The 13,885-nt window shown below is 54.8% G+C and carries 15 protein-coding genes; 13 read left to right on the plus strand and 2 right to left on the minus strand.

Annotated elements, in window-relative coordinates; genetic code table 11:
• Positions 1-73: 73 nt before the first annotated feature.
• From ACFFK0_RS14890 to ACFFK0_RS14935, 10 genes are all read left to right on the plus strand, one after another.
• Positions 74-1,894, plus strand: coding sequence for an ABC transporter ATP-binding protein (locus ACFFK0_RS14890; protein ID WP_377471052.1), 1,821 nt, complete (start codon positions 74-76; stop codon positions 1,892-1,894).
• 80 nt (positions 1,895-1,974) lie between these two features.
• Positions 1,975-2,811 carry a helix-turn-helix domain-containing protein gene (locus ACFFK0_RS14895; protein WP_377471053.1) on the plus strand — a complete coding sequence of 279 codons (837 nt, stop codon included), beginning with the start codon at positions 1,975-1,977 and terminating at the stop codon, positions 2,809-2,811.
• A gap of 166 nt (positions 2,812-2,977) precedes the next feature.
• Entirely contained in the window at positions 2,978-3,538 is a 561-nt protein-coding gene (locus ACFFK0_RS14900) for a dihydrofolate reductase family protein (protein WP_377471054.1), read from the plus strand.
• Between the two features lie 73 nt (positions 3,539-3,611).
• Positions 3,612-3,983, plus strand: coding sequence for a hypothetical protein (locus ACFFK0_RS14905; protein WP_377471055.1), 372 nt, complete (start codon positions 3,612-3,614; stop codon positions 3,981-3,983).
• Positions 3,984-4,167: 184 nt separating this feature from the next.
• Positions 4,168-4,461, plus strand: coding sequence for a hypothetical protein (locus ACFFK0_RS14910; RefSeq protein ID WP_377471056.1), 294 nt, complete (start codon positions 4,168-4,170; stop codon positions 4,459-4,461).
• 307 nt (positions 4,462-4,768) lie between these two features.
• Complete coding sequence (locus ACFFK0_RS14915) at positions 4,769-5,002, plus strand: heavy-metal-associated domain-containing protein (protein WP_377471057.1); 234 nt, start codon at positions 4,769-4,771, stop codon at positions 5,000-5,002.
• Complete coding sequence (locus tag ACFFK0_RS14920) at positions 5,002-5,607, plus strand: short chain dehydrogenase (protein WP_377471058.1); 606 nt, start codon at positions 5,002-5,004, stop codon at positions 5,605-5,607. Before ACFFK0_RS14915 ends, ACFFK0_RS14920 begins: the two co-directional genes overlap by 1 nt.
• Before the next feature lie 188 nt (positions 5,608-5,795).
• On the plus strand, positions 5,796-7,505 hold the full coding sequence (locus tag ACFFK0_RS14925) for a DUF2334 domain-containing protein (protein ID WP_377471060.1): 1,710 nt from the start codon (positions 5,796-5,798) through the stop codon (positions 7,503-7,505).
• Between the two features lie 18 nt (positions 7,506-7,523).
• A complete protein-coding gene (locus tag ACFFK0_RS14930) occupies positions 7,524-8,759 on the plus strand; it encodes a glycosyltransferase family 2 protein (RefSeq protein ID WP_377471062.1) in 1,236 nt (411 codons plus the stop codon).
• 42 nt (positions 8,760-8,801) lie between these two features.
• Positions 8,802-9,980 (plus strand): cyclic nucleotide-binding domain-containing protein, encoded by a 1,179-nt coding sequence (locus tag ACFFK0_RS14935; RefSeq protein ID WP_377471072.1) that lies wholly within the window; start codon positions 8,802-8,804, stop codon positions 9,978-9,980.
• Positions 9,981-10,075: 95 nt separating this feature from the next.
• Here the strand turns inward: ACFFK0_RS14935 and ACFFK0_RS14940 are convergent, their stop codons facing one another.
• Positions 10,076-10,843: a sulfite exporter TauE/SafE family protein gene (locus tag ACFFK0_RS14940; RefSeq protein ID WP_377471063.1), complete on the minus strand. Its 768-nt coding sequence runs from the start codon at positions 10,841-10,843 to the stop codon at positions 10,076-10,078.
• A gap of 101 nt (positions 10,844-10,944) precedes the next feature.
• On the opposite strand from ACFFK0_RS14940, the gene ACFFK0_RS14945 reads away from it, so the two are divergent.
• From ACFFK0_RS14945 to ACFFK0_RS14955, 3 genes are all read left to right on the plus strand, one after another.
• The gene (locus ACFFK0_RS14945; protein ID WP_377471064.1) at positions 10,945-11,622 is read left to right on the plus strand and encodes an oxidoreductase; all 678 of its coding nucleotides are present in this window, start codon (positions 10,945-10,947) and stop codon (positions 11,620-11,622) included.
• 175 nt (positions 11,623-11,797) lie between these two features.
• The gene (locus ACFFK0_RS14950; protein ID WP_377471065.1) at positions 11,798-12,247 is read left to right on the plus strand and encodes a DUF2383 domain-containing protein; all 450 of its coding nucleotides are present in this window, start codon (positions 11,798-11,800) and stop codon (positions 12,245-12,247) included.
• A 213-nt stretch (positions 12,248-12,460) separates the two neighbouring features.
• Positions 12,461-12,844 (plus strand): hypothetical protein, encoded by a 384-nt coding sequence (locus ACFFK0_RS14955; RefSeq protein ID WP_377471066.1) that lies wholly within the window; start codon positions 12,461-12,463, stop codon positions 12,842-12,844.
• A gap of 148 nt (positions 12,845-12,992) precedes the next feature.
• Here the strand turns inward: ACFFK0_RS14955 and ACFFK0_RS14960 are convergent, their stop codons facing one another.
• Positions 12,993-13,154 carry a glyoxalase superfamily protein gene (locus tag ACFFK0_RS14960; RefSeq protein ID WP_377471067.1) on the minus strand — a complete coding sequence of 54 codons (162 nt, stop codon included), beginning with the start codon at positions 13,152-13,154 and terminating at the stop codon, positions 12,993-12,995.
• Between the last annotated feature and the right edge of the window lie 731 nt (positions 13,155-13,885).

Here is a 13,885-nt window from a genome sequence, read left to right on the forward strand (position 1 = left end):
CATGGATTTGGATGGTAAAGCAAGTATAATACAGTTCATAGAAGCCGAGTTCGGGATCGGAGGGGGTATTCCAGTGCGAGATTCATCGATGCGCGGCATCGTTCCGAGCGGCGGAGGCCGTGGGGAGCGCGGCGGCAAGGCGAGCTTCAAGGAAGTGTCGCTGCTTCGCATATTGCGGCTGTTCCGTCCCTACGCCGGGCAGATGACGGCCATTCTGGCGCTGGCTCTCGGGGGAGCGGTAATCGGGCTCATCCCGCCGCTTGTCATGCGGGAAGCGATCGATCATGCGATTCCGCGCGGCGAACTGTCCGGTTTGCTTGGGCTGGTCGGTCTGATGGTGGCGCTCCCGGTCATCAGCGGCATGCTGGGCTTGTGGCAAAACCATCTCAACACGAAGGTCGGGCAGGCCGTGATGCGGGATATTCGGGGATCGCTGTTTCGCAATTTGCAGCGGCAATCGATGGCCTTCTTTACGGCCTCCCGGTCGGGGGAAGTGATTCAACGGCTGACGGGCGACGTCCAGGCGGTGCAAAATGTCGTAACGAACACCGTTGTCTCGTCCATTACTCAGATCGTCATCGTCGTGACGACGCTGGCCATTTTATTTTCGCTGGATTGGCGGCTTGCCTTGCTCTCCACGATCATTCTCCCGTTGTTCGTGCTGCCGGTACGCAAGGTAGGCAATGTCCGCAGGAAGCTGCGCGGCGAGACGCAGAAGGTGCGGGGTGAAATGTCGACGTTGCTGGGGGAAATCTTCGGCGTGTCGGGGGCGCTGCTGACCCGGATTTTCGGCCGGGAGGTCCAGCAGGAACGGGAATTCGAAACGATGAACCAGCAGGTAATGGATTTGGAGCTAAGGCTCAATCTGGTGGGAAGGTGGTTCGGCCTGCTGCTGGGGCTGTTGGGGCCGCTTGGAACGGCGCTCATCTTCCTGTACGGGGGTTATGCGGTGATGAACGGGACGATGACAATCGGCGGCATCGTGGCGTTTACCGCTTATGTCGGGAGGCTGTACGGGCCGGTCGGCACGCTGCTGAACCTGCACGTCGAAGTCGCTACGGCGCTGGGCGTATTTCAGCGCTTGTTTGAGTACGAGGATTTGAAGCCTGACGTTACGGACCGGCCGAATGCTGCCGCAATGAGGGAAGTGGCAGGGCATATCGCCTATCGCGATGTGACGTTCGCTTATGTTGCCGGGAAGGAGGCGCTGCGCGGCATTTCGTTCGAGGCGAGGCCGGGAGAAACCGTAGCGCTCGTCGGTCCGAGCGGCGCCGGGAAATCGACGTTAATCAGCTTAATGGCGCGGCTGTATGATCCGACCGGCGGGAGTGTGGAGCTGGACGGGCGGGACCTGCGCGATATCCGGCTGGAGTCGCTGCGCTCCCATATCGCTTATGTGACGCAGGAGTCGTTCCTGTTTCACGCGACGATCGCGGAAAATTTACGGTTTGCCCGCAGCGATGCGTCGCAGGAGGAGCTGGAAGAGGCGTGCCGCAGAGCGTATATACACGATTTCATTGCGGCGCTGCCGCGCGGCTACGATACGGCGGTGGGCGAACGAGGCCATCGGCTGTCCGGCGGGGAGCGGCAGCGTCTCGCCATCGCCCGCGCGATGCTGAAGAACCCCCGTATCCTCATTCTCGACGAAGCGACGTCGCATCTCGATTCCGAATCGGAGGCGTACGTGCAGGCCGCTCTTGAGGAGCTGATGCGCGAGCGGACGACGCTGGTTATTGCGCACCGGCTGTCGACGGTGTTGACGGCGGACCGCATTCTTGTGCTGGATGGCGGACGGATCGTCGAGCGGGGGACGCACAGCCAGCTGCTTGCGCTGAACGGCTTATACGCGAGGCTGTATCGGACGCAGTTCGAGCGAGTGCCGGGTGAAAGGTGAGCATTCGAATCTGGCTGCATGTCCAACTTAGAAGGCGTTGAAATAGTCAGGAACGGGGTGAAAATGGACGTCGAACGCGTATGAACGCAATACAATTTTCCCTATTGCAGCCTTCGCCTCAATTATCGCGTGATGTCGAGAGCATTCGCGTCACGACGCACCCGGGCAGCGTAGCGGCTGAAGTAAGCGTATGTCCAAGCGGCTATCCCGGGATCGTGTTCCAGCTTGCCAAGGACGGTACGGCGGCTATCGAACGAATTGTCATGCGAAGGGCGCAGCAAACCGAAATACCGCTCTTATTCCTGCATGGTCAGGATTCGGAGCCGAGTGTGATGCACTTCAAAGCGATCCCTTTTACCACGATACAGGTCGTCTTCAAATCGCATGCCCTGTACTCGTTGTTTGGCTTCGACGCTTCCACGCTGCGCGGCGGCAGCTTGCCGCCCGAGCAGTTCGGGGCGAAAGAATTGGAGAGAACCATGCTGTTAACCCAATCGAACACGGAAAGGGTAACGCTGATCGAACAGTTCCTGATCGAAAGGCTGGAGCAAACGAACAAAAGAGACGAGCTGATCGAACAGATGCTGACGTATATGCGGGAGCGGATTGCCGAGCTTTCGGTGCGTCGCGTATTGTCCGACTTTCCGATCTCGGAGCGGCAATTTCAGAAGCGGTTTGCCCGCGTAGTCGGCATGCCGCCGCAATTGTACATCAGGCTCATCCGGGTTAATGAAGCGATACGCCTGCTCAAGTCACGACAGTTCGACCGGTTGGCGGATGTTGCGTATCAATTGAACTATTTTGATCAATCCCATTTTATCAGGGAAATGAAAAGATTCTCATTCATTAACCCCAAAAGCTTGACGATGCAAGAAAGAGGGCTTCACGTCGACGAAACGGGGGCTTCTTACACCTAACGGCAGGCATTCCTATTCCTTCCGCATCGCGCTTCGGCGGTTTTTTTGCGTCAACGGGCAGCGGCGCCCGGAACGACGGGATTATACAATTCAACAGACGAGCATCTCTGTATGATGGTCATAATCCAATCGCAGGGAGTGATCGACTTTGGCGAGAAGCATCATAATGTTGAACAGGATTTCGATTGACGGTTATTTTGCGAGCTTGAATGAGGAAACCTTCGGCATGGACTGGTTCGTGCATGATCCGGAAGTGGATGTCGCGTTGCGTTCCGGCAGGGGAACTTTGGATACACTGATATTGGGAGGGCGGACGTACCGGGGGTTCGAGCGGAGCTGGGTGCCGATTCTGCATAATCCCCAAGCGCCCCAGTCTATGAGGGCGGTAGCGGAAGAGCTTACGGCGATGACGAAAATCGTGTTTTCCAAAGAAACCGGCGAACTGACATGGGCAAATACGAAGCGATACAACGGCTCGGTAGGCGATGTAGCAAGAAGCCTCAAGGAAGGCGAAGGAACCGATATCATGGTCATGGGCAGCGGTACGATCGTGCAGCAGCTTGCCCGCGAAGGCTTGATCGACGAATATGTATTCATACTGACGCCGGTAGTGGCCGGGAAAGGTAAACCGCTGTTCGAATATGTCGACCGGTTCGGACTGATGCTGATCGAAGCCAAAGCATTTGCTTCAGGGAACGTTGTCTTACGCTACCGTCTCCAACAATGACACATACAGCAGGAGGACGGAGCTCGAATCGCGAATAAAAGTAGAAAATCGCTTTAATGCAGGAGTAGAACAGATGGAATTGGTTATGCAGTACGGATGGATTATCGGAATCGGCATCGCCTTGGCTGTCTTGCTCTTGCTCAGAGCGAAGCTGAAAGCGGCAAGTCCATCCGGGCGAGCGGCTGCCGAGCTGAAGCGGCTCACTGAAGCTTACAACGGCCATGCGGATTCGCCACAGGATCTGCCTTCGTGGAAAGAAGCGTTATCCGTCATGGAGCGGTATCCGAGCGATTATAACAAGCTGAATGGAGAGATCAGCTTCGTTCAGGCGTTCGTCGCATATTTGGAAAAGCATTACCCTGAAGACGCCGGCCTGCAGTCGCTTCGGCAGCATGCTCATTATCGCAAAGACTCGATCTGGGGCATTACGGTCAAACGGGATTAGTCCCGGCCTAGAGAATACGTGCATGATGAAACCACTCCGCTTGGCAGGGAGTGGTTTTTATCTGTACGTCCGAACAAGCCTCGGGCAAAAATTATACGTACGCTTACAAATGTCCGACATCATTTTTACACAAGCCGCATATAATGCAATTACACGCAATTTTCACATCAAGGAGTGAGCAGACATGCCCATGATTCGCCATGACAATTACCGCAACGAAAGCGGGGAGGTATATTGCTGTCTGCGCAACCGTGTCGTCGTGCTCGGCCAGGAACAGCAGGATAGCTTCTGCCAAGGCTGCCCGATGTTTGCCGGACATTTGGGCGGGAACGGGATCAGCTGCGAATGGGACGACATCGGAGACGTGGCCAATCCGCATAAGGTCGTCGATCCGCAGAAGGAATTCAGACGCAATCAGCTCAAGCACATTCCGGTCTTTCCGGACGGAACGGTAACGGCGCTGCAGCGATGCAGCTAAAGAACGGAGCCCGCTGTTTAGGGTTCCGTTCTTTTTTTTGCACATTAACTAGAGGGCGATATGTTGACTCGCTTGTCACTGTCTATCATGAACCATTCTTTCGTGGTTTCACCAGGGTCCCTCCAAATGACGCGAAATTTTACAATATATGACTATCGTCCCTGCAAAATGTTTCGCTGATGGTTTAGACAACATCTCGATGATCACTGTTGACATACCATATAGGGGTATCGTATGATACTTATGCACCCACATACGGGGTGGGGGTATACAGAAGAGCGATAAACAAAAAAAGGAGCGACTGCAAATGAGCAAGCAATCATATCGGTTACATGTTGAAGGAATGGGCTGCCGTTCTTGCGTGGCCAAAATTGAGAAGGCGGTACACGCCTTGGACGGCGCCAGCTGTCAGGTGGATTTTGCCGCTAAGACCGCAGCGGTGACGCTCGATCCGCAGCGAAGCAATATCGAGGAAGCGGTTGGCGCCATCGAGAGCATCGGATACTCCGTTACGGAGTGGTCCGAGCAGGGCGAAGCCTGATGAGGATACTGCTGATCGGTGCGACGGGGACGATCGGAAGCGCTGTGCGGAGCGAGCTGTCGCAGCGGCATGAAGTGATTGCGGCCGGAAGCGGAAGGCGCCAGGCGGATGTGACGGTCGATATGGCTTCGGCGGACAGCATCGCAGCGATGTACAGCGCCGTCGGTAAAGTCGATGCGGTCGTGAGCACGGCGGGGCATACATACTTCGGTCCGCTGCAGGAGCTGACGCCGGAACGCAACGAGCTGAGCGTTCTCGGCAAGCTGAAGGGCCAGATCAATCTCGTCCTGCTGGGCATGCCCTATGTGAACGATGGCGGCAGCTTTACGCTGACGACCGGCATTCTCATGGACGATCCGGTTGCCGGCGGTGCGTCCGCGGCGATGGCCGGAGGGGCGGTGCAGGCGTTTGTGCGTTCCGCAGCGCTTGAGATGCCGCGCGGCATTCGGATCAACAACGTAAGCCCTAATGTCGTACAGGAATCTATCGAAACGTACGGACCGTATTTTGCCGGCTTTGAGCCTGTCCCGTTGTCCCGGGTTACGCTTGCTTACCGCAAAAGCGTCGAAGGGGCGCAAACAGGCCAAACCTACAAGGTCTACTAAGGTAAATATTTCTAGTCCGTAAGCGCTAGGAGTGTCGATTTCGGCACTTACTAGCGCCTATTTTTTTGCCGAATCTTCTATAGTCGCCCGAGTTCATATAGTGGTATAATTCCAGTTATAACGAAAAATGTCGAAAAGTTCATGGGTCTTCACGATGATATGAGCCGAAGGTAGGGGAAACGATCAGATTGAAGCGGCGATGGTGGATACGGGCAGCCGTTGGAGCTGCCGTGCTGCTGCTCGGTACCGGGGCGGCAATATGTACAGTAACTTTCACAGGCGCGAATAGCTTTCCTAACGTCAATAAGCGTCACGCGATGCTGCGCTTGGAGGACATCGGGCCGGGCGGAGCTTACGGCAGTCTCGAAGGGCTCGGCAAGCTGCGCGCCGTGCTGGATTTTATCAAAGCAGAGCAAATTCCGTATCATATCGCCGTAATACCGCGCATGATGAGCACGGCCCCGGACGGATCGTGGCGAGAGCGCGGAATCGACGATCCAAACCCGGACTTCGTTACGGCATCGCTCGTAAGGCTGCTGCAAGAATCGCAGCGGTCGGGAGGCGTGCTGGGCATGCACGGGTACAGCCATCAAGCCGGCGAATCGGCCAGGCCGGACGACGGCCACGTATCCGGTACAGGCGCAGAGTTCAAGGTGAAGGAAATCCCGGAGACTTACGAGGCCGACTATGCGGCCGAACGCATCCGCCGCAGCTTCGCCGCCTTTGCCGGAGCGGGGCTTCGGCCGGCGTTCTGGGAATCGCCGCATTACGATGATACAAGAGAGCAGGAGCGCGTGTTTCGTTCGTATATCGGCCTGCTGTATCAGCCGGATCTGTTCTCGCTTCGCTCCTTCAAAGATTTGACTGCGTATGACAGCGTCAACAGCTATGAGGGCGACAGCCTCGGCTCGGTTTACATTCCGGCTCCTTTCAAATATGTGAGCGATGAGGCGTCGGTTGACCGGAAGCTGGATCAGGCTGCCAAGGATAACGGGCTGGCGTCGCTGTATTTTCATCCTTTCCTTGAGTTTTCGCACTTGGAGCAGGCGACAAGCAGCCAGGGAATGCCGCTCGAGCAGGACGGCTTGCCGTTGTACCGGTACAAACCGGGTGCCGAGGCGTCGCCGCTGCACCGGCTGCTCAGCGGCTTCCGGCAGCAGGGCTACCGCTGGATGTCGCTCCACGATATCGTGCCGTTTACTCCGGCGCATCGGGTTACACTGCCTCCGGGGACGAAGGCGGATCGCTTGCTGTTTGGCGACGTAACCGGCGGAGGGCATGCCGACGTCGTCGTGCGCGAGGAGCATCGCATCCTGGTCATTCCGGGAACGTATACAGGACCCCGCAACCGTCCGCAAGAGGCATCGGAAGTGTGGCTGAAGGCGGTCTTCGCGCCGGAGGAGGAGCTGCTGCTGTACGATGTGAACGGAGACGGCCGTGACGATCTGCTGGCCAATAACCGGAGCACAGGCGAAGCTCGAGCCGCTTTGGCCGAAGATCGCCGGTTTGCGGAGCCGTCGGAGTACAAGCAGCTGCCGGCAAGCCTTACCGGCTTGGTGGCGGGGGCGGGACGCGTAGGGAAGGCTGTTCCCCCGGCATTGCCGCCGAGTCCGAGGCCGACCGGGAGCGTACAGGGGCTGGAGGCCGACACGAACAGCGACGGCCGGGCCGATTGGATCGAATATGAGGCGGCAGCAGGCGTGTGGCGCATATACGAGCAGACGGAAGACGGCCAATTCCGGCAGCTGGACAACGACTTCGGACCTTGGGCGCAAGGTAAGGAGCGCATAGCGTTTACGGCCGATTTCGACGGCAATGGGAAGAGCGATATCGCATCGTTTGACGAAAACAATCATGTACTGGACATAGCGCTGTCATTTCGGGGGCATACACCCTAAGTTGGAGAGGAAACGACCATGAAGCTGTTTTTTAATATCGTCTCGGGCTCGGCGGAGCTTTTGATTTTCGCGGTTATGATCTACCAGCTCTTCGTCAGCGTCTCCGGTTTAAAGAAAAATAAAGAAGTCCAGACGCAGCACAAGCCGAACCGGACGTTTGCGATTCTCGTCGCAGCCCACAACGAAGAGAAGGTCATCGGGGCGCTGCTGGATAATTTACGTCAATTGAATTATCCGCAGGATATGTACGAAATCTTTGTCATTTGCGACAACTGTACGGACCGGACGGCGGCGATTGCCGCCGAACGCGGCGTGCACGCCATGGTTCGCACCGACCCGTCCCGCAGAGGCAAAGGGTACGCAATGGAGTGGATGCTGGAGCGGCTGTGGGAGCGGGAACGGCAGTATGATGCGGTTGTCGTTCTCGATGCGGACAATTTGGTGGACCCCCGATTTTTACTGGAAATTAACAATAAGCTCGTTGAAGGCCATTGTGTCATTCAATCCTATGTCGATACGAAAAATCCGTACGATTCCTGGGTTTCGCTGTCGTACGCCATTACGTATTGGTTCTTGAACCGGATGTGGCAGCAATCCCGGTATAACTGGGGGCTGCCGAGCACGCTGGCCGGCACGGGTATGGTGTTCGAAGCGAAGCTGCTGAAGGAGATGGGGTGGAACGCGACGTCGCTGACCGAGGACGTCGAATTTACCGCCCGCTGTGTTCAAAACGACATCTATCCAACTTGGGCGGGCAGGGCGATCGTCTACGACGAGAAGCCGATCACGCTTTGGAGCTCCATTCGGCAGCGGGTGCGTTGGATGAGGGGACATACCGAATGCGCCAAAATGTATTTCAAGCCGCTCTTGCTAAGAGCGCTGCGAACCCGAAAGATGTTCCATCTGGACATCGCCCTGTATTTGTTCCAGCCTATCCGGTTTATGATCGGCGCCGCCGTCTATGTGATGACGTATTTGCAGCTGGCAACGCCGCTCTATACCCATTTCGCATTGCTGCGCATGATTCCCGCCTGGGGCTGGGTCGTACTCAATTTGGTGCTGTTCCTGCAGTTCCCGCTGATTATGTTTCTGGAACGGAAGCCGCTCAAGTCGTATTGGGGCCTCATTTTGTTCCCGGTATTTCAGTTCACTTGGTTTCCGATTACGTTCATCGGATTCATCACCAGCAAGAACAAGTCCTGGAACCACACGGTCCATACGCGTTCCATTCGGATCGAAGACGTCACCCGCTAATAACGCGATCCCATTGCCAAGAAGAGGAGCACTCTCGTGAATATGAAGGAAGCTGAATCGATCCTGGCGTTCATCCAAGCGAATCCGCTGTTTGCGCATGTGAACGGCGAGGAGATGAGCGCGGTTGCGGCCGTGACGGAGCTTATCGAATGCGAGGCGGGCGTTACGATCATCCGGGAAGGGGACGAAGACAAGTCGCTCTACTTGATCAAACGCGGCGCTGTGGAGATCGTCAAGGAAAACCGGGCGACCGGGGAATGGTACCAAATCGTTACGCTCGGCGCCGGGAACTGTGTCGGCGAGACGTCCATCGTCGAAGGCAATGTCAAACGGACGGCTACCGTGCGAACGACCGAGAAATCGACCTTGATTAAAGTCAATTTTGACCGGATGGCGGGTAAGCGTGAGTACGATTCGGTATACATCAAGCTGCTCAGCAACATTACGCGGGCGTTATCCGGCAAGCTGAGCTCTACGAACGATATCACCGTCGGCGCGATGAAGAAGGAGCTGGAAACGAGCAAAGCCCGGGTCGCGATGGGGCTGTTTACCGTCAATCTGCTGTTTATGCTCGGTATTTATACGATGGCCTTAAAGTCGCTCAACGCACTGGTCATCAATTTCGGCTCCAATCTCATATCCATCGCGATATTGGCGCTCATGGCCACTGTCATGTTCGTGATGATCAAGAAGAGCGGCTATCCGCTTCATATGTTCGGCCTGACGCTGCGCAACTGGAAACGCGTTATCTGGCAATCGGTGCTGTGGACGCTGCCGCTGCTCGCCGGGATCGCGCTACTCAAGTGGTATGTGCTGTTCACGCATCCGGATATCGACGACCAAGTGTTCAGCATTTTGTCCGTATTCGAAGGCAAGGGTCTCGATGCGACGTTTGTCATTTACGGTATAGCCTATGCGGCGTTCTGTCCCGTTCAGGAGTTCATCTCGCGCAGCGGCATCCAATCCGCCCTGCAAAATTTTCTTCCGGAATCGCGAAGCCGGATATGGGTCGCCATCATATTGTCGAACCTGATGTTCTCGACAGCGCATTCGCATGTCAACTTGACCTTTGCGCTGCTGACCTTCTTCCCGGGCCTGTTCTGGGGCTGGATGTACTCGCGCCAAGGCTCGCTGCTGGGGGCGTCCGTGTCGCACATGCTCGTTGGCGTGTGGATATTTTTCATCGTCGGCATCGAGCATATTTGGAACGCTTTGTTCTAGAAGCCGCCAAATGGCAAATAGGCCTTCCCGCACAGGAAAGGCCTTTGTTGCCGTTCATCGGAAACCGCCGTGCAAATCGGCACTTGTCCGTTCGCTCATCCGGCGAGCACCCCCCACAATTGCTTGCCGATCAAGATCGTCGTCACGATGATGAACAGAGGCTTCACATAGGCGGTCCCTTTCCGCACGGCTAGCTGCGACCCGACGAGCGCACCTCCGATCATCGCGATGCCCATCGGCAGGCCGTAATACCAATTCACGGAGCCCAGCGCGATGAACGTCCCCAAGCTGGCCAAATTCGATCCGAAGTTCAGCACCTTGGCGTTGGCTGAAGCCCCCACGAAGTCGAACCCGAAGAACAAAAACATGAAAATAATGAACGATCCCGTACCCGGCCCGAAGAACCCGTCATAGAAGCCGAGCGCCAGCGCTCCTGCGGCAAGAGCCGTCGCGCGCCAGCCGGTAAGGCCGGCGAAGGAAGCGGAGCCGCCCCAATTTTTCTTGAGCAGTGTGTATATAAGCACGGCCGCGAGCAGGATGACGACAAGCGGCTTCATAAATTCCGGCGGTACTAGGTGTACGAGATACGTCCCGCCGATCGCGCCGAGGAACGACAGCGGGAACAAGCGCATGCCGAGCTTGCGGTCGATTTTGCCGGAGAAGAGGAAGGAGATCGTGCTGGTAAGAGACGACATCGTCCCCCCCAGCTTATTCGTGCCGAGCACGAGATTCGGCGGCAAGCCGGTGAAGAGCAGCGCCGGTACGGAGATGAGTCCGCCCCCGCCGACGATCGAATCGATGAACGCAGCGACGAAGCCGGTGACGACCAGAAAGAGCAGCATATCTAAAGCAGGTAGTTCCAAAGCAGACAGCTCCTTGAATATCGGAATGCGAATAGATTATAGTATAGGCGATCCGATGGGAAAGAGAAAGATGGTTTGAGCTGGAACTAAAAGGGGGATAGATGATGACGATAAATAGGAGCGCTTTGGTCGCAGGCGCGACGGGACTTGTCGGTCAGGAGCTCGTGCGGCAGCTGCTGGCCGGGGGCAGCTGCGGAAAGGTAATTGCGTTAGTGCGCCGTGAGCTGGCGATTGAACATCCTTCGCTAGTGCAGCTTAGGGTCGATTATGAGCGGCTGGAGGAGTCGGCGGCGGGTATAGATATGAAAGAAGCCGACGTTTACTGCGCGCTCGGGACGACGATCAGGACGGCGGGCAGTCAAGCGGCGTTCCGCAAAGTCGATTACGACTACCCGCTGGAGCTGGGAAGGCTCGCGAAGCGGCAAGGCGCCGGACAGCTGCTCGTCGTCAGCTCGATGGGAGCAGATGCCCGGTCCCGGATATTTTACAGCAGGGTGAAGGGAGAGCTGGAGGAGGCGCTGCGCGGGCTGGGATTGCCGACGCTCTCGCTGTTCCGTCCGTCCTTGCTTCTAGGGGAGAGAGCGGAATTTCGGCTCGGCGAACGGGTAGGCGCGGTACTGTCCCGAGGCTTGTCGTTTGCCATGGCGGGACCGCTGGCGAGGTACAAGCCGATTCATGCGCGCGACGTGGCGGCCGGGATGATCGCCGCAGCGCGCAAGGCGCAGCCGGGCTGTACGGTGTACCTTTCCGACGCGATTGCCGAATTGGCGAGGCGCTAGAATCGTACACGCATGCCGCTGCCATGAAGGGGCGCTACCGGCAGTATTTCCACCACGAGCTCGCGCGCGCCGACGGCACTCCCGCTGGGGTATAGAGACAGGGGAGCAGAGCCATCCTAGGAACGGTGTTCCAATTCCAATGAATCGGATGGTGCGATGGATGACGACGATACAGTTGACCGATTCGGCTCAACAGCTAGCTAAATTCCTAGAAGGGCAGTATATGGGCATTCACGCTTACGATCATTTCATTCAAAATATGGATGATGCCTACCTCAAACAAGAGCTTCAGCATATTCAACAGGATTTGAAGAGTCAGGCCTCCCGAGTTGCCGCGCGAATCCAAGAGCTTGGCGGTAATCCTCCCGACAACCTCGGGATCGGAGGGCAAATACAAGAATGGGTTTCGGAGTTGAAAGGCTTTCCTGCAAGTCCGGAAGGCATTTTACGGATGGCTCTAAAGGGAGAGGACAAGTACGGAATTCACCGTGCGCACGAAGAGATTCATGGGAAATTAGATGAGCAAAGCGCCGCGCTTATTGACGATGTGTTCAAACGGAGCAAAGCGCATGTTGATAAGCTGCAGCTGCTGCTTGAACATCTTTCGGCGGCGGAGCGACTTTAGGAATTATTCCTAAGGTGAAAAAACGGGATTTTGAGAAGAAGCGAAGGAGTTGCCGCGGCAGCTCCTTTATTGTTTTGATTAAACTAACACTACCAGATAGCTGAATCTTTGTGTTTCTAGTGCTGTCACACATTAATCATACTGATAGCATGATCAACAATAAAATTATGGTAAGCTGTAGTGAAAACCAAATAACCCACTGGAGGATTCAATATGAACTGGTTCATCTTTAGTGCTTCAATCATTGCCTTTGTGGTTGGCCTGATCCACACTGTTCTAGGTGAGGTTTTGATTTTCCGCAAGATGAGGCGCAATAGCTTCATACCGACGGATGGTGGCAGCGTTTTAAAGGAATCTAATGTGCGTATTCTCTGGGCTACTTGGCATGCGCTTACGGCCTTTGGATGGGGGCTGGCTCTCCTCCTGTTTTGGCTTGCACGTCACTCACCGCACGAAGGTACGTACTCGTTACTGGTAAATATAGTAGCTGCCTCTATGCTCGCAGGCTCAGCTTTAGTCTTTATCGGTACAAAAGGCAGGCATCCCGGGTGGGCCGGTTTATTGATCGTAGCCATACTTTCATGGATAGGTGGTTAAATTTTCAGACGTAATCCGATAACCATTAGGTTTTTTCAAACGAGAGTGCAGACACGTAATTGATTACCATCTGGATCCACGATTTTCATCATGCGAAGCCCTTTAAGTTCCTCATTGGGAGGCTCAATACGGATTTCCTTTTTGCCCTTTAATTCGTTGTACCAGCTATCAACATTTGGAACAAAAAAATGAACGGGAAATGCGGTTCAAATCGATGTTCCCAGTCGATTTTAAAGCCCATTCCCTCCACGTAGAAGGCCTTACTTTTTACATAGTCGGTAATACGAAATGCAGGAATCACTGTTTGCACATTGACCCTCCTCATATCAGGCATTGTTATTAATTTCAATTATCGGGTTGTATTATCCTCCCGATAGTTCAGCGGGTTTTTGGTTTTTATAAAAAAATACTGCGAGAATAATATGCAACAAAGGTACAAACTTTACCCACGGTAAGTTGGGATAACCACTAAAATACCATACTTCAGGAAATAGTAATACGCTGCCTATCGTCATTGCCTTCCAGGACCGCTTAGTAAGCGCATACACAAAAATAACGCCAGATGTGATTAGTAGAGGGTAGAATAATGGTAGTACGCCGAAGAGTAAAGCCAGTACCACTTCCACAAAACCACCCCAAATCAAATAAAAATGTCGGAATAAACCGTTCGCGGCTTACCCGCCATTATAAGGTACGAATCCAAATCTTGGAAAGTTGCGTTAATCTGCCCGATAGTTGAGCGGAGCGGAGAAACGAACCAATCGATGGATCGTTCCATCTCCGTGCAATCGTATCCAGTTAGCGTAAGGCGTTACCGATAGTGAACTTGATGTCTGATAATAAATCCCTTCTCAGTAAAGTGCATCAGTGAAAGAGATTAACTTTGCTTCGAACCAGTATCTTTTTTTGGTTAGTGTGAAATTTTATAATATTTTGGTTTATTCATTGAATTTATAGTTAATTTAAAGATGTAAAATACCATAGACTCTCGGAGTTAAGGGGGCTTTTGAGGCTGAAACAAGGCATACTTCCTGAAGAACG

It is taken from the genome of Paenibacillus chartarius, from assembly GCF_042432825.1.
Taxonomy (GTDB): domain Bacteria; phylum Bacillota; class Bacilli; order Paenibacillales; family NBRC-103111; genus Gordoniibacillus; species Gordoniibacillus chartarius.